This is a genomic window from Jejuia sp. G7-7, from assembly GCF_055808955.1.
Genome location: NZ_JBVVSZ010000002.1, coordinates 1,644,237 through 1,661,762, shown reverse-complemented (window position 1 = coordinate 1,661,762; position 17,526 = coordinate 1,644,237). Strand labels below are relative to the sequence as shown.

The 17,526-nt window shown below is 33.4% G+C and carries 7 protein-coding genes and 3 pseudogenes; 4 read left to right on the top strand and 6 right to left on the bottom strand.

From position 1 onward, the window contains the following. Nucleotides 1-68 precede the first annotated feature (68 nt). The 6 genes and pseudogenes from AC0L5U_RS17830 to AC0L5U_RS17805 form a co-directional block, all read right to left on the bottom strand. A pseudogene (locus tag AC0L5U_RS17830) lies at nucleotides 69-1,941 on the bottom strand (glycoside hydrolase family 13 protein). Nucleotides 1,942-2,059: 118 nt separating this feature from the next. After that, nucleotides 2,060-4,176: pseudogene (locus AC0L5U_RS17825) on the bottom strand (glycoside hydrolase family 97 protein). Between the two features lie 19 nt (nucleotides 4,177-4,195). Next, nucleotides 4,196-6,505, bottom strand: a complete 2,310-nt coding sequence (locus tag AC0L5U_RS17820; protein ID WP_473417787.1) for a glycoside hydrolase family 65 protein — start codon at nucleotides 6,503-6,505, stop codon at nucleotides 4,196-4,198. A gap of 65 nt (nucleotides 6,506-6,570) precedes the next feature. After that, nucleotides 6,571-7,254, bottom strand: coding sequence for a beta-phosphoglucomutase (gene pgmB, locus AC0L5U_RS17815; RefSeq protein ID WP_473417786.1), 684 nt, complete (start codon nucleotides 7,252-7,254; stop codon nucleotides 6,571-6,573). A gap of 2 nt (nucleotides 7,255-7,256) precedes the next feature. Beyond that, complete coding sequence (locus AC0L5U_RS17810; protein ID WP_473417785.1) at nucleotides 7,257-8,618, bottom strand: MFS transporter; 1,362 nt, start codon at nucleotides 8,616-8,618, stop codon at nucleotides 7,257-7,259. 154 nt (nucleotides 8,619-8,772) lie between these two features. Continuing rightward, a pseudogene (locus AC0L5U_RS17805) lies at nucleotides 8,773-9,846 on the bottom strand (LacI family DNA-binding transcriptional regulator). 248 nt (nucleotides 9,847-10,094) lie between these two features. Between AC0L5U_RS17805 and AC0L5U_RS17800 the strand changes: the two are divergent. Genes AC0L5U_RS17800 through AC0L5U_RS17785 form a run of 4 tightly spaced genes read left to right on the top strand, consistent with a single transcriptional unit; the run spans nucleotide 10,095 to nucleotide 17,477 of the window. After that, the gene (locus tag AC0L5U_RS17800; RefSeq protein ID WP_473417784.1) at nucleotides 10,095-13,040 is read left to right on the top strand and encodes a SusC/RagA family TonB-linked outer membrane protein; all 2,946 of its coding nucleotides are present in this window, start codon (nucleotides 10,095-10,097) and stop codon (nucleotides 13,038-13,040) included. 11 nt (nucleotides 13,041-13,051) lie between these two features. Continuing rightward, nucleotides 13,052-14,653: a RagB/SusD family nutrient uptake outer membrane protein gene (locus AC0L5U_RS17795; protein ID WP_473417783.1), complete on the top strand. Its 1,602-nt coding sequence runs from the start codon at nucleotides 13,052-13,054 to the stop codon at nucleotides 14,651-14,653. Nucleotides 14,654-14,672: 19 nt separating this feature from the next. Next, on the top strand, nucleotides 14,673-15,776 hold the full coding sequence (locus AC0L5U_RS17790) for a SusE domain-containing protein (protein ID WP_473417782.1): 1,104 nt from the start codon (nucleotides 14,673-14,675) through the stop codon (nucleotides 15,774-15,776). Nucleotides 15,777-15,800: 24 nt separating this feature from the next. Then, nucleotides 15,801-17,477: a SusE domain-containing protein gene (locus AC0L5U_RS17785; protein ID WP_473417780.1), complete on the top strand. Its 1,677-nt coding sequence runs from the start codon at nucleotides 15,801-15,803 to the stop codon at nucleotides 17,475-17,477. Nucleotides 17,478-17,526: the final 49 nt, after the last annotated feature.

Genomic DNA, 17,526 nt, shown 5'->3' with positions numbered 1-17,526 from the left:
TGCTAACTAGAACCTGTTTTCAACAAGTCTAAATAATTGATTTTCTATTTTTAAAGAATAAAACTGTTTTAGTTCAGTTTAGTAGTCAAAATGATACTTCCTTTTTCTTCCAGCATAAAATTATCTCCCCAGAAAAACTGATAGTTAGTCATAATATTTTTAACAGCTTTTCCTTTTAAACCTAATTCTTCAAATCTTTTTAAGTCTAAAATAACAGTATCATCATTTTTATTCATAATATGAACCACGACTTCATCATCATGGGTTCTAAAGAGTACATAAACACCATTTTCGGGAGCAAAATGGATAGTTTTGCCATTATGGATAGCCTTACTATTTTTTCGGTAATTCAAAAGTTTTTTAACAAACAACTGCATATCTTTTTGTGCATCGTTTAATCCTTCTCCTGTAAAAGCATTAATCTTATCACCTTCCCAACCACCTGGAAAATCGGTACGAATTAAACCATGGTCTCCAGGTTTATCAAAGTCGTTCATCAAAATTTCTGTACCGTAATATATTTGAGGAATTCGAGGTAATACAGAAATATAACTTATAGCCATTTTTGTATCTGCAATATCTCCATTTAGCTGTGTAAAAATGCGACTCATATCATGATTATCAGGAAAAACCATGATATCCTTTGGAGTTACATAAGCAAAATCGTTTGCTAAAGCTCGGTAAATTTTAATAAAACCAGACCCCCAATCTTCGTCTTCTTTTAGCCCTTTTACTATTTCCTTCTTGCATTGCAAAATCCATAGGGGATTTTAAATTAGAATTATAGCCATCTTTATTGGGGTTTCCTTGTTGCCAATACGCAATAAGTAATGGATTATTAGTCCATTCTTCACCAACAATACTAAAATTAGGGTATTCATTCATGATTTCTCCAGCCCAACGACTCATAAAATCTTTATCAGGATACGGATATGTATCTTGACGTATTCCGCCTAAATTGGCTGTTTCAATCCACCAGATACTATTTTGAATTGTATATCGCGCCATAAACGGGTTTCGTTGATTTAAATCTGGCATTGCTGAAACAAACCATCCTTCGCTCATACTCTTTTTATCAATCTCAGAAGCATACATATCTTGATTTGTAGTACGACGATGATTAGTTGTTATGCTCTTACTACCATCCCAATTATCAATATGATCCAAATAATTATCTTGGTGATTTATCCAATCTTTAAATGGTAAATCTTTCATCCACCAATGCTCAACACCACAATGATTTGCTACTTGATCCATGATGAGTTTCATGCCTTTTTCAGATAGTTTTGAAGACAAGTTTTTATACTCATCTAATGTTCCAAAACGAGGATCAATTTTATAAAAATCGGTCATTGCATACCCATGATAAGACCCTTGAGGCATATCATTTATAAGAAGCGGACATGGCCATACAGCCGTAAACCCTAAGTCTTCTATATAATCTAAATGATTGGCAATCCCTTGAATATCGCCTCCATGACGTGCATAATTATCATTTCTGTCAATTGTTTTTTCTTTAAGAGTTTCAATAATATCATTTTCAGGGTTTCCGTTTGCAAATCGGTCTGGTGTAATTAAATAAATAGCATCAGAGCTATCAAAACCAATATAATCTTCAGAAGGTTTCACCCTTGATTTAAACTCGTAAGTATGCTCTAAATCGCCTTTACCTTCTTCTTTAAAAACAATATTGAATTTTCCTGCCTTAGTAGATTCAGAAATATCTAAATCTATAAAAAGATAGTTTGGACTATCTGCACTATGAACCTTTTTAATAGAAACACCATGATAAGAAATTTCAGGAACCTTTTTTGAGATATTAGGATGATGCACAAGGAGTTGGAGTTTAGAATTTTTAAATCCAACCCACCAATTTAATGGCTCGATACGTGTGATATCTTTGTGTTCTATTATTGAAGAATTACCAACAACCTCATCCATTTTTGTATCACTTTCTTGTTTGCAAGATAAATTTAAAGCAAATACGCATAAAACAATAGCTCCTACAAAAAGATTATTGATTTTTTGATTTTTTGAATCATTCGTTGTCATATCATAATTATTTAACTGGTAAAATACTAATAGCATAACCTCCACCTGGAACAGATAACAGAGACAGCTTAGAATTACTTGACACTTTTTTAGTTTTAATGCTATATGCTTGCGGATTGGTTTTATAATGCGCATCCTTAGCATCAGCATAAATAGTTGCTATATATTTTTTGCCTTTTTCAAGGAAATCTAATTTAATTGTTGAAGTTCTTGGCGTAGTTCCATTTACATTCCCAACAAACCAATTATCGCTTCCCTTTTCTTTTCGTGCTACGGTAATATAATCTCCTGGTTCTGCTTCCAAACAGATGCTTTCTTCCCAATCTATTGCTACATCTTTTATAAATTGAAAAGCATCAATAAACTGCTCGTAGTGTTCTGGTAAATCTGCTGCCATTTGTAAGGGGCTATACATGGTAACATATAATGCCAATTGATTTGCGATGGTGCTATTTACATGAGAGTTATTATTTGGATTCAATTTGCTAATATCCATTTCAAAAATACCAGGTGTGTAATCCATAGGCCCTCCAATGAGTCTTGTAAAAGGTAAAACGGTAACATGATTTGGTTTTGAACCACCAAACGCCTGAAACTCTGTTCCTCTTGCAGATTCATTACCAATTAAATTTGGGTAAGTTCTACAAATCCCTGTTGGACGAACAGCCTCATGAGCGTTTACCATCACCTCATATTCAGCTGCTTTTTCAATGGCGTATTGATAATGATTCACAATCCATTGGCTATAATGATGCTCGCCTCTTGCAAAATATTACCAACATAACCACTCTTAACAGCATCATAACCATGATCTTTCATAAACTGATACGCTTTATCCATGTGGCGTCCATAATTTCTTGTTGACCCCGAAGTTTCGTGATGCATAATCATTTTAACTCCTTTTGATTTGGCGTAATTATGAATGTCTTCAACATCAAAATCTGGATAGGGTGTTACAAAATCGAACACATAATCTTTCGATTTCCCAAACCAATCTTCCCAACCTTCATTCCAACCTTCAACTAAAACACCATCAAAACCGTGTTCTGACGCAAAATCGATATAACGTTTTACTTTTGTATTATTTGCGGCATGCGTATCGTTTGGTTTTACTTTAGAGTAATCTGTAACTCCTAATTGAATTGCTGGTAATTCATTAGTATAAGCCCAAGAACTTTTCCCTGTTATCATTTCCCACCATACACCTATATATTTTACTGGTTTTATCCATGATGTGTCTTCAATAGCACATGGTTCATTTAAATTCAATGTCATTCTAGACTCTAAAATATCTATTGCATCATCACTTACCATAATGGTTCTCCAAGGCGAATTACATGGCGCTTGCATATAACCTTTATCTCCATTTACGTCAGGTGTTAAATGCGATTCAAAAACCATGTTTTCATCATCTAAATTTAGATGCATACAAGAGTAATTGATTAATGCAGCTTCATGCAAATTAATATATAAACCTTCAACGGTTTTCATCATTAAGGCCGTTTGAACACCTGTTTTAGAGAATTGTTCTTGTGATGCATTTCCTGTTACAGCGTTTTCAAATTTTGTGCTTATTTCTGATAGTTTTGATTCGGTATAATCATACTCTTGAGTATCATAATCTCCAGGAATCCAAATTGCAGTATGGTCACCCGTCATAGCGAATTGTGACTTCTCTTCTTTAATTATAAAATACACTAAATTTTCTTGCTGTGGAAATTCATATCGAAATCCTAAGCCTTCATTAAACAATCTAAAACGAAGAATTACAATTCTATTAGTTTCATTTTGTTTTAAGCTTACAGCCAGTTCATTATAATGATTCCTTATTTGTTTTTCCTCTCCCCAAACTGGTTTCCAAGTATCATCAAAAGTTGAATTTTCGGTATTAAGAATTGTAAAATCATTTAACAAAGATTTCTCATCATCTTTTAACTCCAAACCTAAGTGACTTGGCTTAATAACATCTTGGTTTTTATAGGATAATTTGTAAGTAGGCACACCATTATTTTCTAAATAAAAATTCATTGCCAATTCACCATTCGGCGATTTCAACTCTTGACAATTTATTAGATTAAAAGCTGATAAAAAGATTGTTAAACTTAAAATTAATAACTTTTTCATTTCTTTAAAATATTACTGATTAGCTTACTGCTTTTAGTACATTATTCTTAAGTAATAATGATTTTTTATTTACTAGAATTTCTAAATTCTCACCATAAATCATTTCAAAATTTGTTTGCTTTTGAGTGACATTAACCTTTATGATATGATTTCTAAAATTTACTTTAAATGAATACTCTTTCCATTGTTTAGGGATTTTTGGATTGAACGAGAGCTTATTATCTTTAATTCGCATACCTCCAAAACCCTCAACAATACTCATCCAAGTTCCTGCCATGGATGTTATATGCAAGCCTTCATGTACTTCATGATTATAATCATCCAAATCTAACCTTGACGTTTGTAAATAGAAAGCATACGCTTGCTCCATTCTATCTAATTTTGCGGCTTGAATACTATGCACGCAAGGAGATAATGAACTTTCGTGAACTGTAAGTGGTTCGTAAAAATCAAAATGACGTTCTAAAGCTTCATCAGAAAATTGATCTTCAAAAAAGTAAAAACCCTGTAAAATATCTGCTTGCTTAATATATGGTGAACGTAAAATTCTATCCCAACTCCATTTTTGATTTATCGGTCTTTCTGATTTTGGTAAATCTTCAACTGAAATTAATTCTTTATCTAAAAACCCATCTTGTTGTAAATACACTTGGTGCTTTTCAGAATAAGGAAAATACATATTATCGGCAACGGTCTTCCATAAGGCTAACTCTTTTTTAGACAGCTTTACTTTTTTAGCTATTCTTAAAAAATCTGAAGCAAACTCCGATTCTACTTTTTCAATTTGATCTAAAGTATAATCGAGACACCACTTAGCTAAATAGTTTGTATACCAGTTGTTATTAACGTTATTTTCATATTCGTTCGGACCAGTAACTCCTAGTATAACATATTTATTTTTATCTGATGAAAAATTTGCACGCTGTTGCCAAAAACGAGCAATTCCTATTAAAACTTCCAAGCCTTTTTCAGGAATATAACTATAATCTCCTGTGTAACGATGATAGTTGTAAATGGCAAATGCTATTGCCCCATTTCTATGGATTTCTTCAAAAGTGATTTCCCATTCGTTATGACACTCTTCACCATTCATAGTTACCATTGGATATAAAGCTGCTCCGTTTTTAAAACCTAATTTTTCAGCATTTTCAATGGCTTTATCTAAATGATGATAACGATATTCTAATAATGTTCTGGCTACTTTTTGATCTTTGGTGGCCATATAAAATGGAATGCAATAAGCCTCGGTATCCCAATAGGTACTTCCGCCATATTTTTCACCAGTAAAACCTTTAGGTCCAATATTCAATTTGGAATCTTTACCTAAATAAGTTTGATTTAATTGAAAAATATTAAAACGAATACCTTGTTGTGCTTTTACATCACCTTCAATAGTAATATCTGCCATTTCCCAGATAGTTTTCCAAGCATGTTTTTGATCTTCAAGTAATTGATTAAAACCTTTTTCTGTAGCGGTTTTTAAAACTTGCTTAGCAACTTTAACTAATTGTGATTTATTATGATTTCTATCTACAATATAGCCTCCAAATTTCTGAACACTATAAGTCTCACCCTTTTTTACTGGATATGCATAACTAAAAGACACATGATTTGAATCTGCTTTTGTATTATGCTCAACCAAAATAGGCTTTCCAGAAATATAAACTTTTGATTCCATAAACGTACAAGTATGGAAATCCGTTTTCATGGTTTTTGCCTCAATAAAAGCTTGATTATTTTTATGGCTTATACCAGTTGTATCCCAGAATTTATCATCCCAATTGGTATCCTCATTTGTAATTCCTGAATCTAAGTAAGGTTGAAATATGATTTCGACATCAGCATTCAAAGGTGTAATTTCATAATTGATAGCCCCTATTTCATCTAAACCTAAACTTAAAAAGCGTTTTACAAATACCTCAACTTGAATATCATTTGGCAATGTAGCTTTGAAACTTCTTGACAACCAACCTTCTTTCATATTCAATTCTCTGCGGAAATTGTCAACTGATTTACAAGTATTTAAATCTAATTGTTCTCCGTTAACAGATACATTAATCCCTATCCAATTCGGTGCATTTAGCACTTTAGCAAAATACTCAGGATACCCATTTTTCCACCAGCCTACACGTGTTTTATCAGGATAATATACACCTGCTATATAACTGCCTTGAAAGGTGTCGCCTGAGTACTGTTCTTCAAAATTGGCACGTTGCCCCATGGCACCATTACCAATGCTAAATAAACTTTCAGAAGATTTTACGCGTTTTGCATCAAAACCTTCTTCTATGATGGACCAATTATCTGGTTTTATATAATCTTGATTCATTTTTATTAAGATGATAGAGCATAGACTTTAGAAAATAAACGGGTTAATATTCACCGTTGTTTTTCTTATCTATACACTTTGTTCTTTTTCTCTTTTGTTTCACTTAATGCTTTGATAAAACTTGAAGTAATTCCAGTTAAATCCTTAAAATTATAATCGGCTTCATGGAGTGTTTTTTCATCCCCAATTCCGATAGATATCATATTTGCTTTGTTTGCAGCTTCTACACCAGCAATAGCATCTTCAAAAACGATGCATTGCTCTGGTTTTAAATTCAGTTTTTTAGCACCTATTAAAAACACTTCTGGATCTGGTTTTGCTTTTGAAACGCTGTTTCCATCAACAATACCAACAAACCTTTCAAATAGATTTACCTGTTTTAAAATTAATGGTGCATTTTTACTTGCTGAGCCTAACACATATTGAATACCTAATTCATCTAGTTTATCCAATAATTCACTTGCTCCTGGGAGAATCTCTTCTGGCCCCATTTTAGTAATGTATTTAAGATACTCTTCGTTCTTACTGATTAAAAATTGTTGTTTTTTATCTTCTGAAAGCTTAACGTTTCCTATATCTAAAAGAATTTCTAATGATCTTACACGACTCACGCCTTTTAATAGTTCGTTATGTACTTCAGTAAACTCAAATCCTAAATCATCTGCTAGCTCTTTCCAAGCCAGAAAATGGTATTTTGCTGTATCGACGATTACGCCGTCTAAATCGAATATGACTCCTATTTTATTCATTATTATGATTGAATTACATCGTCAACATCTTTAACTTTATATACTAAAGACGCTGCAATTAAAAAACTAATACCACTCATCATTAAAGCGAATATGGCTTGATTACCATAAGCATATTTTACAAGCGGACCGCCAATTAAGGCATTGATTATTTGAGGAATTACAATGAAGAAATTAAATATCCCCATATAAACCCCCATTTTCTTTGGAGAGATTGAGCCTGCAAGAATAGCATAAGGCATAGCTAAAATACTTGCCCAAGCAATTCCTACACCAATCATAGAAACAATAAGCCAATTTTTATCTGGCATTATATAGATAGACAATAACCCTAAACCTCCAATAATTAATGATAATGAATGTGTTTTTTTACGCCCCATTTTTTTAGCTATATAAGGCAATGCAAATGCATAAAACGCAGAAACTAAATTGTAAACACCAAAAAGTATCCCTATCCAATCTCCTGCATCTTGATAAGCAGAACTGCTACTATCAGTATGAGGTAATCCGTAAATATGTTGCGCAATGGCTGGTGTAGCAAAAACCCACATACCAAAAAGACCAAACCATGAAAAGAATTGCACCCAACTTAATTGACGCATAGTTGTTGGCATCTTTTTGAAGTCTTCAAAAATATCCAACAAACTAGATTTTGTTTCTTCACCATCCTTAATTACGGTTTCAGCGTGTGCTTTTTCATCTTCAAAACTTGCTAATTCTTCAGGAGAATATTCCTTGGTTGTAAAAACTGTAATTAAAATTGAAACAATTAAAATAATCGCACCAATAATGAAAGATAAAATCAAATTAAAAGGTACTGTGCCTTCTGTAGTTTCGTTTGATATACCAAACCAATTTGTTAACGCGTAAGGTAACCATGAGCCAATAACTGCCCCAAAACCAATTAATGCTGTTTGAACACTAAAACCTAACGTGCGTTGGTCTGTTCTTAAATTATCCCCAACTAATGCTCGGAATGGCTCCATAGCAATATTGAACGAAGCATCCATAATCATAAGCATTCCTGCTCCAACCCATAAGGCTGGTAAAAATGCAATAAATATATCTGCCTGTGGCATTAGTACTAAACCAATGGAAGCTAAAATAGCTCCTACCAAAAAATATGGTTTTCGTCTTCCAAATCGCCCCCAAGTTTTATCGCTGTAATGTCCAATAATTGGCTGAACAATTAAACCCATTAAAGGTGCAATTATCCAAAACCATGATAGTTCATGAACATCAGCTCCAAAAATTTGAAGTATTCTACTTGCGTTGGCATTTTGGAGTGCAAACCCCATTTGTATCCCCAGAAACCCGAAACTCATGTTCCAAATTTGCCAGAAACTTAATCTACGCTTTTCCATTAATAGTATGTTTAAATGAATACTATTTGATAAGCGATATACTTATCAAAACTTATGTGAGAAGTGAAAATATAAGTTTTGATTTCGAATCAAAAGATAAAAAAGAATTTTAGTTTTCCTAATACCTTCTTTTTTTCAATATTGTTTTACGAAACTATTTAGTAGACTCTCTTTCTATAATTTCGGTCTCTATTACCATCTTTATAAAATCACGTTTCTTTTCATTATTTGTAAAGTATTGCTCGGTTGAGACGTCTTCAGCCTCTAACCTATCAATCAGTAAATTAGCAGATTGTTCACCTATTTTTTGACCATGTTGACTCACCGTTGTTAAACTAGGCGTAGCATGCTTTGAAAGGACACCATCAGTAAACCCAATAACTTGAATATCATCTGGAATTTTCATACCTAACTTACTAGCTACTTTCATAGCAGAAACGGCATACAATTCATTCACAGCAAACACCGCATCTATATTTTGATTTGACTTAAAAAAATGAGCTATTTCTGTTTCTAAAACTTCAAGGTTATTTTCTACATCAAGACTATCGTCAATTTTTAAAATCAAATTAGAATCTGCTTCTATCCCACTATTCTGTAATGCTTCTAAATAGCCCTGAGTTCTAAGCCTTCCAACACTAACATAGTCCATTGTTGTAATTAAAGCTATATTTTTACAATTGTTTTCTACAAGCTTTTTTACAGCTTTAACCGCACCATTAAAATCATCAACAATCACCTTATCACAATCCACTTCGTTTACAACTCTATCAAACATTACAATAGGCATCCCTTGATTGATAGTGGCATTAAAATGATGATAATCTTGCTTTAATAATGTTTCTTTTGAAATAGATAGAATAAACCCGTCAATACTACCATTGGCAAGCATTTCCATATTAATAATTTCCTTAGTAAAAGATTCATTAGACAACCCAACAATAACATTATAACCGCGCCTATTCGCTACGCGCTCTATACCCTAATAACTGTTGAAAAGAAATGATGTACAATTTCTGGAATTAAAATCCCAATAGTCTTGGTTTTTCTATTCTTTAAACTAAGTGCAATATTGTTAGGCTTGTAGTTATAAAGTTTGGCAAATGCTTGGATTTTTTGGGTAGTATCTTCACTAATCTCTTTACTATTACTTAAAGCTTTTGAAACCGTTGACACTCGAGACATCTAACTCCTTAGCTATTTGCTTTAATGTGATCTTTCTTTTCATAATATATAAATGCACTCTAAAATAGCAATTATTCTCTTGTTTTCAGAAACTTATCAAATTATTATTTAGCAATTTTAAATATCATTTTCTCATAAAATCAATAAAAAACTAAAAAGTTGTCAACACGAAAACGTTTTCGTTAAATATTTCGTAATCAATAATTATTTCTTAACAATTTGTTTACATAGTTTTGAAGTGAGAAGTGAAAATATAACTGACTAATTATTACATTAATTTAACAAAACTGTATGAAAACAAATACTCAAAAATTACTGTTCTTTATGTTGATTTTGCCCGTATTTTTATTTGGACAAAATATAATAAAAGGAACAGTAACCGAACAATCAACTTCCATCCCTCTTCCAGGAGTAAATGTTGTTATAAAAGGCACATCAACTGGAACCGCTACGGATTTTGATGGCAATTATCAGATTGAAGTAAATAATGGAGATATAATTATATTCTCTTATGTTGGCTACTTATCTCAAGAAATTGCATATGCTGGTCAATCTACTTTAAATGTACAATTAACCGAAGATGCTGCTCAATTAGAAGAAGTTGTTGTCATTGGATATGGTTCAACAACCAAAAAAGATGCAACAGGTTCAGTAGAAGCAATTACTTCTGAAGATTTCACAAAAGGTAACATTGTAACTGCTGAAAACCTTTTTAACGGTCGTGTTTCTGGTGTCAGCGTAAATACAAGTGGCGCACCTGGTTCTGGTTCTCAAATTAGAATTAGAGGTGGTTCTTCTATTAATGCATCAAATGATCCGCTTATTATTATTGATGGTTTACCAATTGACAATAATAGTGTTACCGGATCTAGAGGTGTTTTAGCTTCTATAAACCCGAATGATATTGATTCTTTTTCGGTTTTAAAAGATGCTTCAGCTACAGCCATTTATGGTTCTCGTGCTGCAAATGGTGTAATTATTATTGTAACTAAAAAAGGTAAATCAACTTTTAGCGCTAGTTACGATGCACAATATAGCTTTGGAGAAGTTACTAATACAATAGATGTTTTTTCTGCCGATGCTTATAGACAACTTATAGCCTCTCAACCAATTAATGGTACAACTATAGACGAAAGTTTATTAGGAAATGCCAGCACAAATTGGCAAGATGAAATTTTTAGAAGTACACTATCAACACAACACAATGTTTCTATGCAAGGTGCTTTGTTTAAAGTATTGCCTGCAAGATTTTCTTTTGGTGTTGTAGATCAAGAGGGTGCCTTAAAGACTTCAAAATTTGAAAGAAGAACTTTAAGTTTAGCATTAAACCCAACGTTTTTTGATAGTCATTTAAAAGTAAGTTTAAATGCTAATCTTGCTTTTGAGGATAATAGATTTGGTGATGCAGGGCAAATTGGTGCTGCAATGAGATACGATCCAACGCAGCCAGTTTTTGATCCATCTTCACCATTTGGTGGCTATTACCAACATAGAACTGGAACTTTAATTGCTAACGGAACTACAAATCCAGTAGCATCTTTATTACAAAGAACTAACTTAGGTGATTCTAATAGAACTTATGGGAATTTAAATTTTGATTATAAATTTCATTTCTTACCGGAGTTAAGAGCTGTCATTAATTTAGGTATTGACAGAACAGAAGCTAAAGGTTTTGATTCTTCAGACCGAGATGTTGCAACTACAGACGCTGATCAACTTTTTAAAGGCTCTTTTAAAGAGAACACTCAAAAAAGAACCAATGAGCTATTAGATGGTTATTTAACTTACAAAAAGGACTTCGATAAATTTGGAACAGAGTTTACTGCTGGATATTCTTATCAAAAATTCACAAATAGCGGTAAAAATGGTAGAAATACTACTGACGAACTAAGTGTTAATGATTTTTATACAGATCCTGATGTTGTTTTAGTAGGATTCTTTGGTAGAGCTAATGTTAGCTTTTTAGACAAATACATGTTAACATTAACTTACAGGCGTGATGGTACTTCTCGTTTTAGCGAGGAAAACAGATGGGGTAATTTCCCTGCTGCTGCTTTTGCTTGGAACATGAGCGATGAAAATTTCTTAAAAGATTCTAAAGTGATTTCAAACTTAAAGTTAAGAGCTGGTTATGGTATTACAGGACAGCAATCTGTAACTGAAAAAGATATTTTCTTAAACAGATATAGAGGTGGACGTGGCGATTCTCAATTTCAATTTGGCAACCAAATTATTGAATCTTTAATTGCTTCTGAAATAAACCCAGATTTAAAATGGGAAGAAACTACAACTATTGAATTAGGCATAGATTATGGTTTATTTGATAACAGAGTTTCAGGTTCGTTAAACTTCTTCCAGAAAAACTCAACAGATTTATTATTTGCAGCAGCAGTTGCCGATGGTACTAACTTTTCTAATAGTGTAATTCAAAACATTGGAGAATTACAAATTCAAGGTGTAGAGTTTTCCGTAAATACTGATGTTATTAAAAAAGAGGATTTTAAAGTAGACTTTAACTTTAATGCTACTTTTTTAGATAGAGAAGTTACAGAATTGGCTTTAGGACAAGATGTGAGAACAGGTGGAATTAGTGGTGGAACGGGAAACAATATTCAAATTCATAGAGAAGGTGAAGCACCAAATTCGTTTTACGTTTTTAAACAATTATATAACAACTCTGGAAACCCAATTGAAGGTGCTTACGCAGATTTAAATGGCGATAACGTTATAAATGATAACGACCGCTATGTAAAAGAAAACCCAGGAGCTAATGCCATTTTCGGTTTTCAATCTAACGTATTTTACAAAAATCTAGATTTATCATTTAATTTAAGAGCTAACCTAGGAAATTATGTTTATAATAATGTGAATTCTTCAAAAGCTCAATATGAATTACTACTGGACAATGCCGTATTAGGTAACGTTCCTACAACCGTTTTAGACACAGATTTCCAAAGAACTTCAGATGCCATTATTTCAGATATATTTATTGAAAATGCATCTTTCTTAAGAATGGACAACATTACATTAGGTTATACTTTTAATGATGTTTCAAAAGCATTAAAAAGCGTAAGAGTTTGGGGTGGTGTACAAAATGTATTTACCATTACAAATTACAGCGGCTTAGATCCTGAAGTAACCGATAACGATTCAGACCTAACATTAACATTAGGTATTGATAATGTAGTTTACCCGAGACCAAGAACTGTATTGGTTGGAGCTAACATTAAATTTTAAAAAAAACAACTATGAATACAAAATTTAAACTACGCAAAACAATTGGGGTAATATGCCTTTTTATCTTGACACTAGTATCGTGTACCGATGATTTGAATATCATACCTAACGACGACCAAACTGTTTTAAGCGAAGATTTATTTGATGATGAATCGGCTTATAAACAAGTTTTAGCTGGTATTTATGCAAATTTAGCATTAACCGGAACAGATGGAGCAGAAAGTTCTAACTTAAAAAATATTGATGCTGGCACCAGTCAATTTGGGCGTGTACTTTTATATACTCAAACTCTTTCTGCAGATCAAATGATTTGGTCTTATGAAAATGATCCTGGCACTAGAGAAATTCAAAGAAACATATGGACCGCACAAAATCCTTTGTTATTAGGAATGTTCAGTAGAGCCCATTTATCGATAGCACTAGCAAATAACTTTTTGCGTGAAACGACTGAAGACAAATTGAACTCTAGAAACGTATCTGATGCAACAAAAGATGACATTGTAGAATATAGAGCAGAAGCCAGGTTAATGAGAGCTATGGCTTATTATTATATGATGGATTTGTTTGGAAAAGCAAATTTTGCAGATGAAACTACACCTATAAACTCTCAACCTGAAGTTTATGACAGAGCTCAATTATTCACTTTTGTGGAGTCTGAATTATTAGCAATTGAAAATGATTTAGTTGCCGCAAGACAGAACGAATATGGCAGAGCTGATAGAGGTGTTGCTCAAATGATTTTAGCAAAAATATATTTAAATGCTGAAGTTTATATCAACGAAAATAAATATAGCGACTGTATTTCATATTGCGAAAAAATAATCGGTGGTGGCTATGAATTAGCTGATAGCTATTTACATAACTTCATGGCTGATAACAATACAAATTCAGCGACCAAGGAAATTATTTTTCCAATAGTATCTGATGGCGCTTCTACACAAAACTATGGCCCTACAACAGTAATGATTAACGGTTCGGTAGGAAGTTTAGAGAAAAATGGTGTTGAAGTTGGTGTTGGTGCAGACGGATGGGGAGGAGCCCTTAGAGTTAGAAAACAATTTGCCAATCTTTTTGATGGTTCTTTTTCTGGTGACGATAGAAATACAATTATATCTGCTGATAGACCAATTGATATTCCAGATATATCAGACAAAGATACTGGGTATGTGATTCAAAAATACTCTAATGCGACTTCAACTGGTGGATTTGGTGTTGATAAAACATTTGTTGATACTGATTTCCCTTTATACAGACTTGCAGATGTTTATTTAATGTATGCTGAAGCTCACCTTAGAGGTGGTGGTGGCAACCTTTCTACAGCTCTAGGGTACATTAACGATTTAAGAACAAGAGCAAACAATCCTAATACAATTTCTTCTGGAAATTTAACATTAGATTTTATTCTAGACGAAAGAGCTCGAGAATTACATTGGGAAGCACACAGAAGACAAGATTTAATTAGATACGGTAGGTTTACTGGTGGAAATTATAATTGGGCTTGGAAAGGAAACGGAAGTAATGGTATTTCACTTCCTGAACACTTCAACTTGTATCCTATTCCTGTTGGAAGTATGGCTGCAAATCCTAACTTAACTCAAAACACAGGATACTAAAAAATAAAACACAAATAAGATGATGAAAACATATAAACGAATTTCAGCTTTTAGCTTTATTGGGTTGGTTTTACTATTCCTTAGTTCATGCGACGATGATTCTGAATTATTCACGATATCGACACCTAGCGCACCTGTTTTAGAAGCTATTAATGTTTCTCAAATAGAACTAGATGCTGCAAATACTGGAAATCCAGCAGTTGCATTCAATTGGTCTGAGTCTGATTACGGACAACAAACTGCCATAAACTATGCTGTTCAATTTTCTAGTGATGAAACATTCTCAGCACCTGTTGTAGCTGCAAACGTTACAGGACGTAGTACCATTACTTTATCAGTAGGCGAAATAAATTCTGCTGCAGGAAATGCAGGATTAAATCCTTTCGAATGGGCAACTATTTACACGCGTGTAGTAGCGTCTCTAGGTTCTCAACAGAGTGAAACCATAGCGTCTAATACATTACAATTTGATGTTTACCCTTATTTCAACTACGTATTTAATGATTATTATTTAGTTGGGGATGCAACTGCTCCAGGTTGGAATAACAATAACAACAATCCAGCTTTATTTAGAGATGAAAATAATCCAAACGTCTATTATTATACTGGACGATGGGCAGATAATGGGCATTTTAAAGTGCTTTCAACAAAAGGGCTATGGCAACCACAATGGGGAACTGACGATGGAATAACCGTAGGCAACAACCCTGGAGGCGGTAGTGATCCTGAAAGATTTCCTTATGGAGGAGGCGATGGAATTCCTGAAGGCTTTTACACATTTACAATAAATTTTGGAAGTGACACATTTACTTTCGAACCATTTAATGGCGCTGGTATTACTAGTCCAGCATCTCTATCTCTTGAAGGATCAAGTGTTGCAGTTTCAACTGCTATGACTCCTTTAGCTTTTGATGGTCATATTTGGTATGCTACAGCTATAAGGTTAACACCAGGAGAGGCAAATTTCATGACTGGTTCAGGCACATCATGGGGAAGTACATCTAGTTTTTCAGGAGTTGCAACCGCAGGTGGCGGATCAATACCAGTAATTGTTGAAGACGATTATGATGTATGGTTTAACGACTTAACAGGAAGATATATCCTAATCCCATTAAACTTATAAGACTAACTTAATAATTTAAGACAAATGAAATTAATTATAAATAAAATAGGCTTTCTTTTGCTAGCAGCAACCTTACTGTTTGCATCTTGCGAAATAGAAGAAACCTTAGAAATTACAACTCCAGATGCAGAGTTTGTATTAAATACACCTGGTATAAGTAATATATTTTTAAATTTTGCTTTACCTGATAACCCAGCATTTACAATTTCTTGGAATGATGAAGTTACTGGAAGCAGTTCGTATGCTGTAGAAATGTCAACAGATGCTGAATTCTCATCACCTATTGTTTTGGGTAATACGGAGAACACTAACTTCTCAATGACTGTAAGAGAATTAAATGACTTATTACAGAGTACTGGAATCAAATCATTTTCAGATGCGCCTATTTACATAAGATTAAATACTGGTAACGAATTATCAAATGTGATTTTAATGCAAGTTTCAAAATATGCAGAAACACCTCCTATGATTTCAAATCCAGCGAATGGTTCTAGCATTGTATTATCAGATCAAAACCCAGAAGATACTGCACTAACATTATCATGGATTGATTCAGAAATTGATGAAACAAGCACAGTTACTGTGGCTTATGAAATTGAAATGGCTCCTGCTGGAACTAATTTTGATTCTTCAGTAATAATGACCACAACTAATGACACTACATTTGAGATTTCTCATGAAGACTTAAACGATTTAGTTCTTGCTAATGGCGGCGCTCCAGAAGAAGCAGCAAATTTTGACATTAGAATTAACGCTATAGTTAACTCTACCGCTGGAGATTTAGTAAGAGTTTCTGATGCTATTGAAATAGCATTAACAGCTTTTAAAGGAGCTATCCCTGATAATTTATTTATGGTTGGAGCACATAACGGATGGAACAATGCCGATGCTACTCAACAATTCTATAATGATGGTAATGGCACCTTTGTAAAAGTACAAGCGTTTAGTGCTGGTGATGAATTTAAAATGATACCAACTTCTGGTGACTGGGCTGGTGATTGGGGTGAAGATCCTGTTAATGCTGGCAAAATAGTGCAAGATGGAGAAAACAACATTAAAGTAACCGATGCTGGCAACTATGTAGTCATAGTAAATTTCAACACATTAAGTTTCTCATTAGCTAAAATAGATAACCTATACATGGTTGGAGCTCACAATGGATGGAATAATGTCGACGCTACACAACAATTTAACACATCAGGAAATGGCATTTTCGCAAGAATACAAACATTTAGTGCTGGTGACGAATTTAAAATGCTGCCTACTTCTGGTGATTGGGCTGGTGATTGGGGAGAAAATCCTGATAGTAGCGGTAACATAGTTCAAGATGGCGAAAATAACATTAAGGTAGCTGATGCAGGTACGTATATGGTTACCGTTAATTTCAACGATTTATCATATTCAGTATTAGAAGTGCCTGAAAACCTATATTTAGTAGGCTCTCCAAATGGCTGGGATAACACAACAGCTCCTGCTTTTACAAAAATATCTGAAGGGTTATTTGAAATCAGCCAAGCTTTAACAGCTTCTGATGAATTTAAATTCTTGCCTGTGCAAGGTTCTTGGAATAATGATTGGGGAGAAAATGGAGCTTACCCAGGTACTTTAGTTAGAGATAACGAACAGAACGTAAAATCCCCTGGAGCTGGCACGTACACTATTACAGTTGATTTCAATAAAGGAACAGTAACTGTAAATTAAAATTAAGTTCAATTTAAGTGTTATTAAAAAGGCTGGTGTAAACATATCA